General features: G+C 59.4%; 8 protein-coding genes and 6 pseudogenes. 11 read left to right on the top strand and 3 right to left on the bottom strand.

All coding sequences use genetic code 11. The annotated features are described in order from the left end of the window. Nucleotides 1-322 precede the first annotated feature (322 nt). Nucleotides 323-689, top strand: a pseudogene (locus tag NKI52_RS31910) (ATP-grasp domain-containing protein); the annotation flags it as partial. 133 nt (nucleotides 690-822) lie between these two features. Further along, a complete protein-coding gene (gene kce / locus NKI52_RS31905) occupies nucleotides 823-1758 on the top strand; it encodes a 3,5-dioxohexanoate:acetyl-CoA acetone transferase (protein WP_352700788.1) in 936 nt (311 codons plus the stop codon). A gap of 275 nt (nucleotides 1759-2033) precedes the next feature. Here the strand turns inward: kce and NKI52_RS31900 are convergent, their stop codons facing one another. Both NKI52_RS31900 and NKI52_RS31895 read right to left on the bottom strand, forming a co-directional pair. Then, on the bottom strand, nucleotides 2034-2507 hold the full coding sequence (locus NKI52_RS31900) for a hypothetical protein (protein WP_352700787.1): 474 nt from the start codon (nucleotides 2505-2507) through the stop codon (nucleotides 2034-2036). Between the two features lie 142 nt (nucleotides 2508-2649). Continuing rightward, the gene (locus NKI52_RS31895) at nucleotides 2650-3450 is read right to left on the bottom strand and encodes an IS4/Tn5 family transposase DNA-binding protein (RefSeq protein WP_352700786.1); all 801 of its coding nucleotides are present in this window, start codon (nucleotides 3448-3450) and stop codon (nucleotides 2650-2652) included. Nucleotides 3451-3631: 181 nt separating this feature from the next. Between NKI52_RS31895 and NKI52_RS31890 the strand changes: the two are divergent. Together NKI52_RS31890 and NKI52_RS31885 are read left to right on the top strand one after the other, a co-directional pair. Further along, a pseudogene (locus tag NKI52_RS31890) lies at nucleotides 3632-4388 on the top strand (IS5 family transposase). Nucleotides 4389-4465: 77 nt separating this feature from the next. After that, nucleotides 4466-5379: pseudogene (locus tag NKI52_RS31885) on the top strand (IS110 family transposase). A 310-nt stretch (nucleotides 5380-5689) separates the two neighbouring features. On the opposite strand, the pseudogene NKI52_RS31880 reads toward NKI52_RS31885, so the two are convergent. Next, a pseudogene (locus NKI52_RS31880) lies at nucleotides 5690-5884 on the bottom strand (IS630 family transposase); the annotation flags it as partial. Between the two features lie 509 nt (nucleotides 5885-6393). Here NKI52_RS31880 and NKI52_RS31875 point away from each other — a divergent pair. The 7 genes and pseudogenes from NKI52_RS31875 to NKI52_RS31845 all read left to right on the top strand — a co-directional run. Beyond that, nucleotides 6394-8478, top strand: coding sequence for an acetate--CoA ligase family protein (locus tag NKI52_RS31875; protein ID WP_352700789.1), 2085 nt, complete (start codon nucleotides 6394-6396; stop codon nucleotides 8476-8478). Then, nucleotides 8471-9250: a carnitinyl-CoA dehydratase gene (locus NKI52_RS31870; protein WP_352700785.1), complete on the top strand. Its 780-nt coding sequence runs from the start codon at nucleotides 8471-8473 to the stop codon at nucleotides 9248-9250. The genes NKI52_RS31875 and NKI52_RS31870 overlap by 8 nt, the downstream gene beginning before the upstream one ends. 89 nt (nucleotides 9251-9339) lie before the next feature. Beyond that, the gene (locus NKI52_RS31865; RefSeq protein WP_352700784.1) at nucleotides 9340-10530 is read left to right on the top strand and encodes an acyl-CoA dehydrogenase family protein; all 1191 of its coding nucleotides are present in this window, start codon (nucleotides 9340-9342) and stop codon (nucleotides 10528-10530) included. Nucleotides 10531-10576: 46 nt separating this feature from the next. Further along, nucleotides 10577-11734: an acyl-CoA dehydrogenase family protein gene (locus NKI52_RS31860; RefSeq protein ID WP_352700783.1), complete on the top strand. Its 1158-nt coding sequence runs from the start codon at nucleotides 10577-10579 to the stop codon at nucleotides 11732-11734. A gap of 272 nt (nucleotides 11735-12006) precedes the next feature. After that, a pseudogene (locus NKI52_RS31855) lies at nucleotides 12007-12322 on the top strand (transposase); the annotation flags it as partial. Nucleotides 12323-12562: 240 nt separating this feature from the next. Then, nucleotides 12563-12706 carry a transposase gene (locus tag NKI52_RS31850; protein WP_352700782.1) on the top strand — a complete coding sequence of 48 codons (144 nt, stop codon included), beginning with the start codon at nucleotides 12563-12565 and terminating at the stop codon, nucleotides 12704-12706. After that, a pseudogene (locus NKI52_RS31845) lies at nucleotides 12691-12891 on the top strand (IS66 family transposase); the annotation flags it as partial. The gene NKI52_RS31850 and the pseudogene NKI52_RS31845, both read left to right, overlap by 16 nt. Nucleotides 12892-13017: the final 126 nt, after the last annotated feature.

Here is a 13017-nt window from a genome sequence, read left to right as displayed (position 1 = left end):
GCGCTGATGCGGCAAAGCAGAGGCAGCTCGCTCTCAAGGCAGGCGCGCCGGGCGAGCGCGGTGTCGGTCGCCAAGGTTCGGCTTACGCCTACAGGGTGAGGAGTTGCGAAACAGCGAGAAAGCCGCGGCCGAGAATGCCGAGCGTGCCTACGAGCTTCAAATTAGTCGGAACGCGGTGCAACGAATCCTCCAAAAAATTTCACAGAATTTTTGCCACCGCCAATCGCTAACAATGGTACCCTGCGGCATAGTCTGAGGTCGCATGATGCCTACGGGCGCTCAGACCACGTAACAGAGGACGGTAATGGCAAGAAGAGCGCTTATCAAGCTCGTCAGCGGCGAGGAATGGGATTTACGCAAAAGGCATTCGCAAACTGCGGCCGCGCGGTCCCCACTTCCTGATCGCGTTGGCATCCTCGATTGGATTGATGGCGTCAGTCGGTCGGCTGCTGTGCCAGGTGTTGTCGAGGTTAATTTTTACATTAAACCCAAAACGCCGATCGTCAGGAAGGAGATTACCGAGACCAGATCGGACATGTCATTGCCGCCTCACCCGTCAGACCGAGGCGATACTTCAGCGTGCCGTTGAGCTAATCGATTGGTCGATCACACCATTTCCGACCCCTGTCGGGAAGGAACAATCTGCGGCCCCTCAAGTTCTCGCACTCAAGCTGCCCGGCGCCCGATGACACGCAGCGATCACCATTTCGAGAGGGTCGGTCATGACGAATGTGGTCTCCCGGGAAATGATTCGGATCGGCTGCGACAACCAAACCGCCAGTCCCCATAAATTTTTCAGGTTAGATCAGTGGAGCGATTTTCATGTCCGGAGGACGCAAAGTCATCATCACGTGCGGGGTTACAGGAGCGGCGCACACGCCAACAATGTCGCCCTATTTACCGATCACTCCGGAGCATATCGCGGAGGAGGCGATCGGTGCGGCCGAGGGGGGCGCGGCCATCGTCCATTTCCACGCTCGCAATCCAGAGGACGGCCGTCCGACACTGGAACCAGACGTATATGCGCCGGCAATCGATCGGGTGCGCCGCGAGTCCAACGTGATCATCAACATAACGACGAGTGGTGGGCCAAAGGCGACCGTCGAAGACAGGATCGCGGCCGCCCTGCGATTCAAACCGGAGATGGCCTCGCTGAATATGGGATCGATTTCTCCCTACGGGCGGCAAAAGATTCTCGAAAGGTTCGACCATTGGCAGCATTCATGGGAGCAGGAACTGCTCGCCGCAGCGCCGTCCCGGGTCTATCCGAATACCGAGGATATCATCACACGGACAATCAAGGAAGTCGGTGCTGGCGGCACACGCTTCGAATGCGAATGCTACGATGTGGGGCATTTGTACAACGTTGCATACTTCGCGGATGCCGGCCTGCTGACGCCGCCCTTCATAATACAAACAGTATTCGGGTTCAGCGGCGGGATCGGCCTCGATGCCGACAACATGACTCACATGCGCAACGTCGCCGACCGGCTATTCGGCTCCGATTATCACTGGTCTGTCCTTGCAGCCGGAAAGCATCAGTTTCGGCTGTGCATCATGGGGGCAACCATGGGCTCGAACGTGCGGGTGGGGATGGAAGACAACCTCTACCTTGAGAAAGGCAAGCTCGCCCGGGCCAATGCGGAGCAGGTGGCGCGGATGCGGGACATCCTGACACTTTTGTCCTTCGACATCGCGACACCGGACGAGGCCCGGCAGATGCTCGCGCTCAGGTGGCAAGGTCGTGGCGACGGCTGACATGAGAGAGATGGTAGGGCGCGTGACGGTCGCCAGTGCGGTTGAGGTCTTTAAGGCACCGAACACGGCTAAGAGTCCAAGCCGCAGCCAATTCCTATCGGCCTCGGGCCACCCCTTCCTCCTATTTATTGATCGGCCAACGGCAATCCCGCTAGAGAATGATCAATCTTTGCCTTCAGATCAGAGCACGGCGGTGGACTACGAAGCGACGATGATCGTCTGCCGAGCGCTACGTTCTATGGCTGGCTTTGCCTACGCCTCGGTGAGGCTTTCGATTACCCACATCGTCGGCTTGATCCAATGGAGATACCGAAGGCGATGTTGTGCAAGCGGGTCTTGCCGCGCCAGACGACCATGTTGCCGGGAGGCGGATCATGTTTGCTGGCGAGATAGCCGCCGAGCATGGCGATTTGCAGCAGGTAGGCGGCGAGCGTGGGCCGTTGGAGGCGAGGTCGCGTTCGGGACGCGTTGATCTGGTCGAGCGCAACGATCTCGGCGAAGGTGAGAACGCTGTCTGGCGCGGCGTCTGGCTTGGCGCCCGCCGACATAGTGACGAAGAATATTCGCCAGCTGACCACCGCGATAAGAGCGAGGAACTTCGCCAACCTCTCTGCGGTCTCGAGCCTCGCCTCCTCGGCACGGCAGCCGGACTTCATGACCTTGTGGAACACCTCCGCCTTCCAGCGCAGGGCGTACCAGCCGAGCTTCTCGACCGCCACGGAGAGATCTTCGACCGGCAGGTTGGTCATCAGCTTCCAGTCGATCGGCTCGCAACCGGGCGGCGATTCTCCTCGAGGGCGCGGATGTAAGTCAGAACCTGCGGACTGCACCGCCACGAGGCGGCGAGGTATTGATGGCGGCGAACTTCAGCTACAGCCAGGTCGTCTCGTCCTAATCGACCGTGATGCGATGACGTCCCGCCCAAGGCGCCGCCGCAAATTGGGCAAAGACGCGATGAGCAGGATCGTGTGGGGCAGCATCGGCAGGCCGCTCGGCCAGCCTGTTCGTCTGCACCCGCACGAGGAAGCTGGTACCGACTTCCTGCGCGGTGCAATAGAGCTCGTAGATGTCGCTCTCCCGGTCACCCTGCGTGTTTCGGCAATTCCCGGACGCCCTTTTCGCTGAATCCCGGACAGTGATGGAGTGCACCCCTGGACTAAGACACAAAAAATCGCGGCGCTCGGGCGCGCCAACCAGCGCGATGGACTGGCGTAGGTTCTCCAGCCAGCGGTAGCTCTCCTTCGTCTCGATCGGCATACGCGTGGGATTGATGTGCCAATTGAGCGCGAGCGTTCCCTTGAATTTCGTTCGTGTCCAGAACTTCACTGCCGTCAGACCGAGGGGGGGTGTGCCGGTGAGGGTGACGGCCAAGCTCGAATGCATCAGCACCCCGCATAAGGCCAGCACGTTGGGCTGCCCAGCCTTGTAGCGCCCGGCGTTGATGGTCTTTGCGAAGCCGATTTTGCCCGGCTGCGCGCGGCTGTAGATAAATTCGGTCATGTCCTGTAGGATAAGGATCGGACCTTCGTTCGCCGCAACGCGCGCCGCAGTCGCGACGAAATGGCCGGCGAGAACGCTGTCTTCGGTCACACGCGGGTTGTCAAAGAAGCGGTAGGCCGCCTTCGCCGCTGCCCAGTCGCCACAGGCCGCCGGGATCGGCTTGCCCGGCGCTGCTGACACCTGATCCAGCAACCGCTGCAGCCGGCGGGCTCGTAGGGATCGCCGCCACAACCGCCGGTTTGCGCAGATGTGCGGGCATTTACCTTGTCGAGCCGGAGGCCTGCACGCCGGCGTCGGAAAGTCGAGATCTAGGCTCAGGATCTATTAATTTCGTTTGAGATGTGATTCACGGTCTCCATTGAAGGAGGCCGCAATGGGTAATTTGTTTCTGGTGAGCGAGCGCCAGATGGCCCGCGATTTCGCCACATTTCCGCTGTCGCACGGGGTGCCGAGGGTCGATGACCACCGCGTCGTCAGCGGCATCTTCTATGTGATCCGCAATGGGGCTGCAGTGGAAGGATGCGCCGGCGGGCTACGGTCCGCACTAGACGCTCTAACAACCGCTTCATCCGCTGGAGCCGGCTCGGCGTGTTCGACAGAATTTTCGCCACCGCGTTGGCCGGCGAAGGGCCGAGATCCGAGCGCATCATGATCGACGCGCCCCACCTGAAGGCCCACCGCACCGCGGCGAGCCTGCTCAAAAACGAGTTGTTCCCCGTCGTATCGGGCGCACCAAGGGCCGGCTGAACTCCAAGCTGCATGCCGTCTGCGATGCTGACGGACGGCCGATCATCCTGCTCCTGTCGGAAGGCCAGATGAGCGACTATAAGGGTGCCCGTCTTGTACTCGACGCCCTGCCGCCTGCTTCAAGCCTGATCGGGATTGCGGATAGGACAGCGCCTGGTTCCGCCAAGAACTCCAAGCCAAAGGCATCATGCCCTCCATCCCGTCGAGCCGCAGCCGCAAAGTCCCTTACGCCGACGACAAGACACTCTGTCGCCAGCGGCATAGGGCCGAGGACGAATCCGCCAAGCTCGAAGCGGCGACGCATCGCAACGCGCTACGACCGATGTGGCCACACCTACTTCTCCGCCATCTGCACGCTGCAGCCGTCATATTTCTGGCTCTGATCAATGCCGTTACGGGCCTGCGTCGCACACCTTCCGTTGCGCTTTTCCATGCCACGGTAAACTGCCGCGATTCCCGTATCAGCAATGGAGGAACACGAGATGAGGTGTTTGTCGGACTTGACGTATCATTGGCCAAGATTGCGGTCTGCGTAATCAACGAGCATGGAAAGATTGTGAAGGAAGCGGAGGTTCCGAGCGCCCCTGAAATTATCGCCAGCTATTCCAGGGCCTGGATGGGAGCATTGCTTGAGGCTGGCCCTTTGTCGCAGTAGCTGCATCGCGGGTTGAGCGCAGCAGGGCTTGATGTCGTGCTGATGGAAACCCGGCAAGTGAAGGGTGCGCTGAAAGCGATGCCGATCTGACCGCAGGGATGCGGAAGGGATCGCCGTCTCCTGTATCTGGGTTGGTTCCGGCCGGTGCACTGCAAATCCGTCCGTGCGCTTCTCGGCGCGCGCAAGGCTATCCAGCAGAGCATGATTGCGCTGGAGATGTCGCTGCGCGGCGTGTTGCGGAACTTCGGCCTGAAGGTCGGTGCGAAATCGCGCGGGCGCTATGATATGAGGGTGCGCGAACTTGTGGAATGCAATGCTATGCTGGAGCCAGATGCCAGGCATTGGAGCGGTTGTCGCTCTGAGCTTCAAATCCGCAGTCGATCCCCTACCCGCTTCAGGTCTTCGAAACCTGTCGGACCGTGGGTAGGCCTGACACCTTCGCGACACCAATCTGGTGAGCGCGATGTCATTGGTGGTATCACCAAGGCAGGCGACGTAAATTTGCGCCGGGCGCTGTGTCAGGCGGCAACAGGCATGATGCATCGCGGGCGTGCCTTATGGCTCAGAACCTGGGCTGTACAGGTCGCGAAGCGCCGGGGAGCCAAGGGAGCAATGGTGCCCTCACGCGGCGCATTGGCGTTGTTCTTCACCGGATGTGGCAGGATGGCAGTTCCTTCCACCTCAGTAATTTGCCTTTCGTCGGCGACCTCGCCTCGTAGTCGAAAACTCAAGTGCCGCGCATTGAAGGCTGCATGATTGCAGCCCTTCGAGGTCCCCACCGGGACGCAGTCCCGAAGATGCCGTGGTCAGGACTGTTGGGAGCCTCGCGCTGACCACGGACGGAAGCATGAACCCGGGGAGGATCTCAATAGGAAGCGATGCGAAACCTCGGCCGCTCCATGACAGGCGCGAAGGCCATCGGAAGAAAGACCTGCGCAGGCCCACTGACGTCGGCCGACGCTGCTTGCCATAAAATCGTTGATATGAACGGCCCCGTTAACGAAGTCCTGACCCCAGAGCACGTCCTGTTTAATCCGGGTCATATCCTGCGGCTTCGAAGTAGTTGGCACATTCGGCTGGCGTGAAGAGGTCGACGACCGCGCTGGCCGCGTCCCACAAAGCCTTGATGGTTCTCTCGGCCTTTGCTCGCTGCAGCGCCTTGAGTTTAGCGAAGGCGTTCTCAATCGGATTGAAGTCGGGACTGTAGGGCGGCGGGTAGACAACAACAAAATACTCGGTGCTCTCGAGTGCCGTCGGCCGGCAGGTCGAGATCCATGCCTATGCCGATCGGATCGTCATCCGCCAGGGAAGCTGGCCCACCTACCCAACGGCCAGGTGCCGTCTCGGCCCTAACGATGACGAGTCTTGGCATCTCAATGTCGAGATTCATAGCAAACAAAAAGGTGTCGCCATTGAACGAAACTGTCGCGAGGCGGACAACCGAACTGTAGCGGAAACGTTCGCTTTTCGTCCTCAGCTTGACCCAGACAAAAATAGTGAAGGAAGCACCGAACAAAAGGTCCGCCGGCACACTTGGGCGTCAAGCCGCAGCTGGGGTTGTCAGCATGGCACGCCGTTTGCGCAGCCAACTCTAGAAACCTCTATGAGGCACGCCACAACTAGCGGAGGTGACCGTGATGATTGTTACAGAATTGAATGAGGCCATTTCGGCGATAAGCCGTAACGCTTGAATCCGGTTCTAGAAAACGCGCTTCGACGAAAAGATGATGATCATGCATAAACTCGAGCGACTTCTGCGTCCGAAATCGATCGCTGTATTCGGCGGCAAACAGGCGGCTCGTGTCGTCACTCAGTCGAGGAGGATTGGCTTCTCTGGCGAGATTTGGCCTGTGCATCCAAACAAGGCTGATGTTGATGGCTACAGGGCATACCGTTCAGTCGCCGAATTGCCCGGCGCGCCGGATGCCGCCTTCGTCGGCGTCAACCGCCACCTCACCATCGAGGTCGTCAAGTCGCTGGCCGAGCGCGGCGCCGGCGGCGCCGTGTGCTTTGCCGCCGGATTCCTCGAGACCGAAGCCTATGACGAGGACGGCGAGCGGCTGCAGGCCGAGCTCGTCGCCGCGGCGGGCGAGATGCCGATCATCGGCCCGAACTGCTATGGCCTCATCAACTATGCTGACGGTGCGCTTCTGTGGCCTGACAACCATGGCGGTGTCAAACTAGCAAAAGATCGAATGGGTATCGCCATCGTCACGCAGTCTTCTAGTTTAGCTATCGACATAACCATGCAAAGGCGCGGCCTGCCGATCGCCTTCCTGATGACGGCCGGCAATCAGGCGCAGACCGGTCTTTCCGAAATGGCGCTCGGCCTGATCGAGGACGAGCGCGTCACCGCGCTTGGCCTACATATCGAGGCTTTCGACTCGGTAGCCGGCTTTGAGAAGCTGGCAGCGAGAGCCCGCGAGCTGAAGAAGCCGGTCATCGCCATGAAGGTCGGCCGTTCGGAACAGGCACGGCAAGCGACGGTGTCGCACACCGCCTCGCTCGCCGGTTCGGACGCCGCTTCCGGCGCCTTCCTGAAGCGGCTCGGCATCGCGCGCGTCGACTCCATTCCGGCCTTCATCGAGGCGCTGAAGCTCTCGCACATCACCGGACCATTGCCAGGTTGCAGGCTGTCGTCGATGAGCTGTTCGGGCGGCGAGGCCTCCATAATGGCCGACTGTGCTGAAGGACGCTCGGTGCATTTCCCCATCCTGGCGGCTGACCATCGTGCTCGGGTGAAATCGACTCTCGGGCCCCTAGTGGCGGTTGCCAATCCGCTCGACTACCATACCTTCATCTGGAACAACGAACCGGCAATGACGGCCACTTTCTCCGCCATGATGTCCGGCGGCTTCGATCTCAACATTTTGGTGATCGATTTTCCGCGTCGCGATCGCTGTTTGAATGTCGACGAGTGGGGCTTGGCAACATTGCGTGCCTTTGAAGCCGCGCTCAAGACCAACAAGGTGAACGGCGCCATTGTTTCTTCCATACCCGAGAACTTGCCGGAGGAACACGCAGACCGACTGATCAGTCGTGGCGTGGCGCCATTGTTCGGTATCCCGGAAGCTATGGATGCCGCACAGGCCGCAGCCTTCATCGGCAACGCTTGGCGCGAACCGCTCGCCCAGCCAGTCGACACCACGGGTGTCGGAAGATCCGGTACCAAGCGCTTCACACCCGATGAAGCAGAAGGCAAAGAGAGGCTGATCAACGCCGGCCTGCCGGTGCCGAGAGGCAAGCGCGCGAGCAACGCGGTCGAGGCAGTGATCGCGTCGATGGCGCTCGGCTTCCCGGTAGCACTGAAGGCGTTGGGCGTGACCCACAAATCGGAAGTCGGCGCGGTGCGGCTGAACCTCAAGGACGCCGAATCCGTCAGCAACGCGGCGCATGACCTCTTGCAGCTCGGCACCGGACTCTATGCGGAGCGCATGGTCCGCGACGGGGTCGCCGAATTGATCGTCGGCTTCACCCGCGACCCGATGTTCGGCGCGGTCATGACGCTCGGCACCGGCGGCGTGCTGGTCGAACTGTTGCGCGACAGCGTGACCCTGATGCTGCCGGCCACGCGCGACGACATCGAGGCGGCGCTGCGTGGATTGAAGCTCTATCCGCTGCTCGAAGGTTATCGCGGCCGGCCCAAGGCCGATGTCCAGGCAGGCATCGATACGATTTCGAGCATTGCCGATTTCGTACAGAAGAATGAAGGCGAGATCGAGGAGTTGGACATCAACCCGCTGATCGTCTGCGCCGAGGGCAAAGGCGCCTGGATCGCCGACGCGCTGCTGGTGCTTGGAGAAAAGAAGAATGGCTGACGTCATCACCACCCGCCGCGAAGGCACGATCCTCGAGGTCACGCTCGATCGGCCGAAGGCTAACGCCATCGATCCGCGAACGTCCCGCCTGATGGGTGAAGCGTTCATGGCATTCCGTGATGATCCGGAACTTCGCGTCGCCATTTTGAAGACCGCCAGCGACAAGTTCTTCTGTGCCGGCTGGGACCTCAAGTTTGCGGCGACCGGCGATACCGATTGCGACTATGGCGTCGGCGGCTTCGGCGGGCTGCAGGAACTGCGCGACTTGAACAAGCCGGTGATCGCCTGCGTCAACGGCATGGCGGTGGGCGGCGGCTTCGAGCTGGCGCTGTCCTGCGACCTTATCTACGCGTCGGACCATTCCTCCTTCGCGCTGCCCGAGATCCGCGCCGGCACGCTCGCCGACGCTGCGACCATCAAGCTGCCGAAGCGCATCCCCTATCATGTCGCCATGGACCTTCTGCTCACCGGCCGCTGGATGGACATGGCGGAAGCGCATAGCTGGGGCCTGGTCAACGAGGTGCTGCCCAAGGAGAAGCTCGAGGACCGGGTCTGGGAGATCGCGCGGCTGTTGGCCAGCGGCCCCCCGCTGGTCTTCGCCGCGATCAAGGAGACGGCGCGCATCGCGGAAACCCTCAGCTTCCAGGACGCGATAAACCGCGTGAAAAACAATCAGCTCGTGACTGTCGACAATCTTCATCGGTCAGAGGACAAACTTGAAGGCCCTCGTGCCTTTGCCGAAAAGCGTAATCCCATCTGGAAGGGAAAATAATGGCCATTGTCGCAATACTTACCTCCCCACGGGAAGGGAAGCGACAGCTTACGCCTTGGTAAATCTTGTTTAGTAATGAAGTATAGTCCATGGATATTATGATAACAGTAGATGATCTAGCGTTTCGAGAGGAGCTGCGAAGGTTCTTGCATAGCAATATGACCAAGGAAATAAGCAGAAAACTGGCTGAAGGCATAGTCTTATCGAAAGAAGAGGTCGCGGCTGGAACGCGAGACCTTTATAAACAAGGCGTTCCAACTTGGCCTAAAGAATATGGAGGCACGGGATGGACCCTCGTTCAGCAGTACATCTTCGAGCAAGAGGTGCGTGCCTTTCCAGCACTAGTCAAGTTCGGTATGGGTGAGGACTTGGTAGGTCCAGTCATCTACACCTTTGGCAATCTGGCGCAGAAAAAGTACTATTTACCCCGCATCGCTAACGCAACTGATTGGTGGTGCCAAGGCTTTTCGGAACCGGGAGCTGGCTCCGACCTAGCCTCACTTAAGACGCGGGCAGTCCGCTATGGCGAGCATTACGTCGTCAATGGCCAGAAGACCTGGACATCATCGGCGGACTACGCCGACCGGATCTTTTGTCTGGTAAGAACCGATCCAGATGTGAAGAGGCAGGAAGGCATCTCCTGCCTTCTCATCGACATCAAGTCGCCGGGCGTCACTGTGCGCCCGATTCACCTGATCAATGGCGGCCACGAAGTCAGCGAGGTATTCTTTGATAACGTCCATGTCCCGGTCGAGAATCTAGTTGGGGAAGAGAACAAAGGATGGGGATACGCGAAGTATATGCTCAGCAACGAGCGGTTCGGCGATTCTGGCGTAGGCCCTTCTAAGGAGCGTATACGGCGCGCGCTGGCACTCGCGGCTCAGACCTATGTCGGCGGCGAGCGGCTTATTGACCAACCCTCTTTTCGTGAAAAGGTCGCCGACCTCGAAGTTCAGTTGAAAGCCCTTGAGATCACTCAACTCCGCGCAATCGCAAATGCGTCTAAGCAGCAACAAGAGAATCCCGCAAGTTCCATCCTAAAACTGAGGGGCTCTGAAGTTGAGCAGTCTGCCGCGGAGCTCCTAATGGCTGTGATGGGACCTAATGCATTGCCTTACACCCCAAACGAGGTGCTTGGGAGTCGCAACGAGCCGCCAATCCTCCCACGATGGGCCGCGCAGATCGCCCCCACCTATTTCTATAGCCGTTCGGCTTCGATCTATTCGGGATCCAGTGAGATTCAGAAGAACATCATCGCTAAAGCGATCCTCGGCCTTTGATGCATCGGGGTCACCGGCAGCGCGTAAATTTCGGGAGATATTTGCAGTGAAGTTTGATCTATCTGAAGAGCAACGGCTCCTAACGGAAAGCGTCGAGCGACTTATGCTCGACAGTTATGGCTTCGGCGATCGCCGCAAGTACGGAGGTGAGGACCCCGGCTTCAGCGAGGCGATGTGGGAACGCTATGCTGAGCTCGGTCTCCTGGCGTTGCCGTTTTCGGAGGAATATGGCGGCTTTAGCGGTGGTCCGATCGAAACAATGATCGTGATGGAGGCTTTCGGCAAGAGCTTGATCTTAGAGCCTTATCTCGCAACGGTGGTCGTTGCCGGTGGTTTGCTTCGTCGTGGTGGGAACGAAGCACAAAAGACAGAGCTAATCCCCTTGATTGTGAGCGGTAGAACCAAACTAGCGTTTGCATATGCCGAGCCACAGTCGCGCTATGATCTTTTCCACGTTGAGACACAAGCAAAAAAGCAAGGTACCGTTTGGGCTCTAAGCGGGGTCAAGACCCTCGTCCTTCACGGCGACGTGGCCGATAAGATAATAGTGTCGGCCCGGACAGCCGGAGGCACTCGCGAGGAGGATGGGATCGGGCTCTACCTTGTTGATGTTCATGCGCCGGGCCTCACTCGCCGCCCCTTCTTGACACAGGATGGTCGGCGCGGGGTTGAAATTGCACTGAAGAATGTACGCGTTGACGAGAGTCATTTGATTGGTGACCCAGAAGGGGCGTTCCCAGTTATCTCGAGGGTGGCTGATGAGGCTATCACAGCACTCTGTGCAGAAGCCGTTGGCTGCTTCACAAAAATGCAGGCAATCACGCTCGGTTACCTCAAGACGCGTGAACAGTTTGGAACGAAGATCGGCAGCTTTCAGGTGCTGCAGCATCGTGCTGTCGACATGCTTGTGGAGTTGGAGCAATCTCGATCGATGACCCTTTACGCCGCAATGATGGTAGGCGAAGACAACACGATTGAGCGCGAGCGCGCAGTTTCGTCGGCAAAGGTTCAGATCGGTCGGTCATGCAAAGCCATAGGCCATCAGTCCATTCAACTTCATGGCGGCATTGGAATGACGATGGAATATAGCATAGGACACTACTTCAAGCGCGTCGTGATGATCGACACGCTTTTCGGTGATGCAGATCATCACCTGAGGCGACTGGCGGCACTTGGCGGGCTAAGGAACGGGGCCATGAACTGAGCCCAAGCGGCATGGCGCGAGTGAAGCGGTTAAATCGGAGAGGAAACATGACAACGTTAGAGGCAAACTCCCGCCATGATGACGTGGACTTTTCCGGTGTTCGCAGCGGCCGCAATTGGGTCGTGCCCCGCTGAGTGGTGTAGCTCGACAGTGGAGAAGCCGCTCGCGAGCGCGCCCTCAACAGCGCGGTAGCGAGCGGCGTAGCAGTAGTCATCGATGTTCTTCGGGTAGGGTTGGCTTGCTGACACCAACCCGATTCGAAGGAATCACCGATAACCAACGACATGATGGACCTGCGCAGGCTCGTGGAGAAGACCCCCAACGCCGACATCCTGCGCGAGATGATCGGCTTTGCCGCCGAGCGGCTGATGGAGATGGAAGTGGGCGCGGCGACCGGCGCCGGCTACTGCGAAAAGAGCGCGCTGCGGACCGCCCAGCGCAATGGCTACCGCGGCAGGAACTGGGAGACTCGGGCCGGAACGGTCGAGCTGCGCATCCCCAAGCTGAGGAAGGGCACCTAGTTCCCCAGCTCTCTTGGAGCCGCGCCGCATGGCTGAGAAGGCGCTGACGGCCGTCATCCAGGAGGCATCACATGAGGAGCTTTGCGTCAAGTAGGTAGGTCACGGTCCCATTTGGCAACTTCCGTTTGTTATCGGATCCACGATCTGAGCGCAGGTTCATGATGCGGCTCGGTTATCCGAGCCTGATCAACCTGACATCCGGTCGCCGCTCGGTACGCCTCCGGCGAAGACTGCCTTGCGCGAGCATGGCACGGTAGCGAGGCTGCGCTCATAAGGTCGTCCTTACGAGCCTAGTTAGCAGCACAGCATGAGCCATGTGACGTTATTGACCGGGCCGGAGCGTCGGCGTCGTTGGAGTGAAGAGGATCAATGCCGGATACTGGCCGCGGCATTCGCGCCCGGGTCCACGGTGGCGGCGGTGGCGCGTCAGTCTGATCTATTGAAGCCGTGAAGCGCATCGATGCCCTGTTCGATATCGAGCGCGCGATCTACGGCCTGTCGCCAGGCCAACGCCACGCCGTGCGCCAAGAGCGGAGCCTGCCGCTGGTCACCGAGCTTGAGCGCTGGATGATCGAGACGCGCGATAAGCTCTCGCGCGGACACGATCTGACCAAGGCCTTCAACTACATGCAGCGCAATAAGGTGCATCACGTCTACACATCGAACGTACTCGATAATTGTGTGCGTCAAGTTCTGCAAAATGGCGTGGCATTGCGGTGACGTCGGCGTGTCCGCCGCGCAGCCCCCGTGTTTAGCGGAGCG

The organism is Mesorhizobium sp. M0590 (assembly GCF_040320905.1).
GTDB lineage: Bacteria > Pseudomonadota > Alphaproteobacteria > Rhizobiales > Rhizobiaceae > Mesorhizobium.
This window is presented reverse-complemented; position numbering and strand designations above follow the sequence as displayed.

Bases quoted from the DNA above. Each gene is read 5' to 3' on its own strand.
- NKI52_RS31850 (WP_352700782.1), top strand. From the start codon at position 12,563: ATGAGCCATGTGACGTTATTGACCGGGCCGGAGCGTCGGCGTCGTTGG.
- NKI52_RS31870 (WP_352700785.1), top strand. From the start codon at position 8,471: ATGGCTGACGTCATCACCACCCGCCGCGAAGGCACGATCCTCGAGGTC.
- kce (WP_352700788.1), top strand. From the start codon at position 823: ATGTCCGGAGGACGCAAAGTCATCATCACGTGCGGGGTTACAGGAGCG.
- NKI52_RS31875 (WP_352700789.1), top strand. From the start codon at position 6,394: ATGCATAAACTCGAGCGACTTCTGCGTCCGAAATCGATCGCTGTATTC.
- NKI52_RS31865 (WP_352700784.1), top strand. From the start codon at position 9,340: ATGGATATTATGATAACAGTAGATGATCTAGCGTTTCGAGAGGAGCTG.
- NKI52_RS31900 (WP_352700787.1), bottom strand. From the start codon at position 2,507: ATGACCAACCTGCCGGTCGAAGATCTCTCCGTGGCGGTCGAGAAGCTC.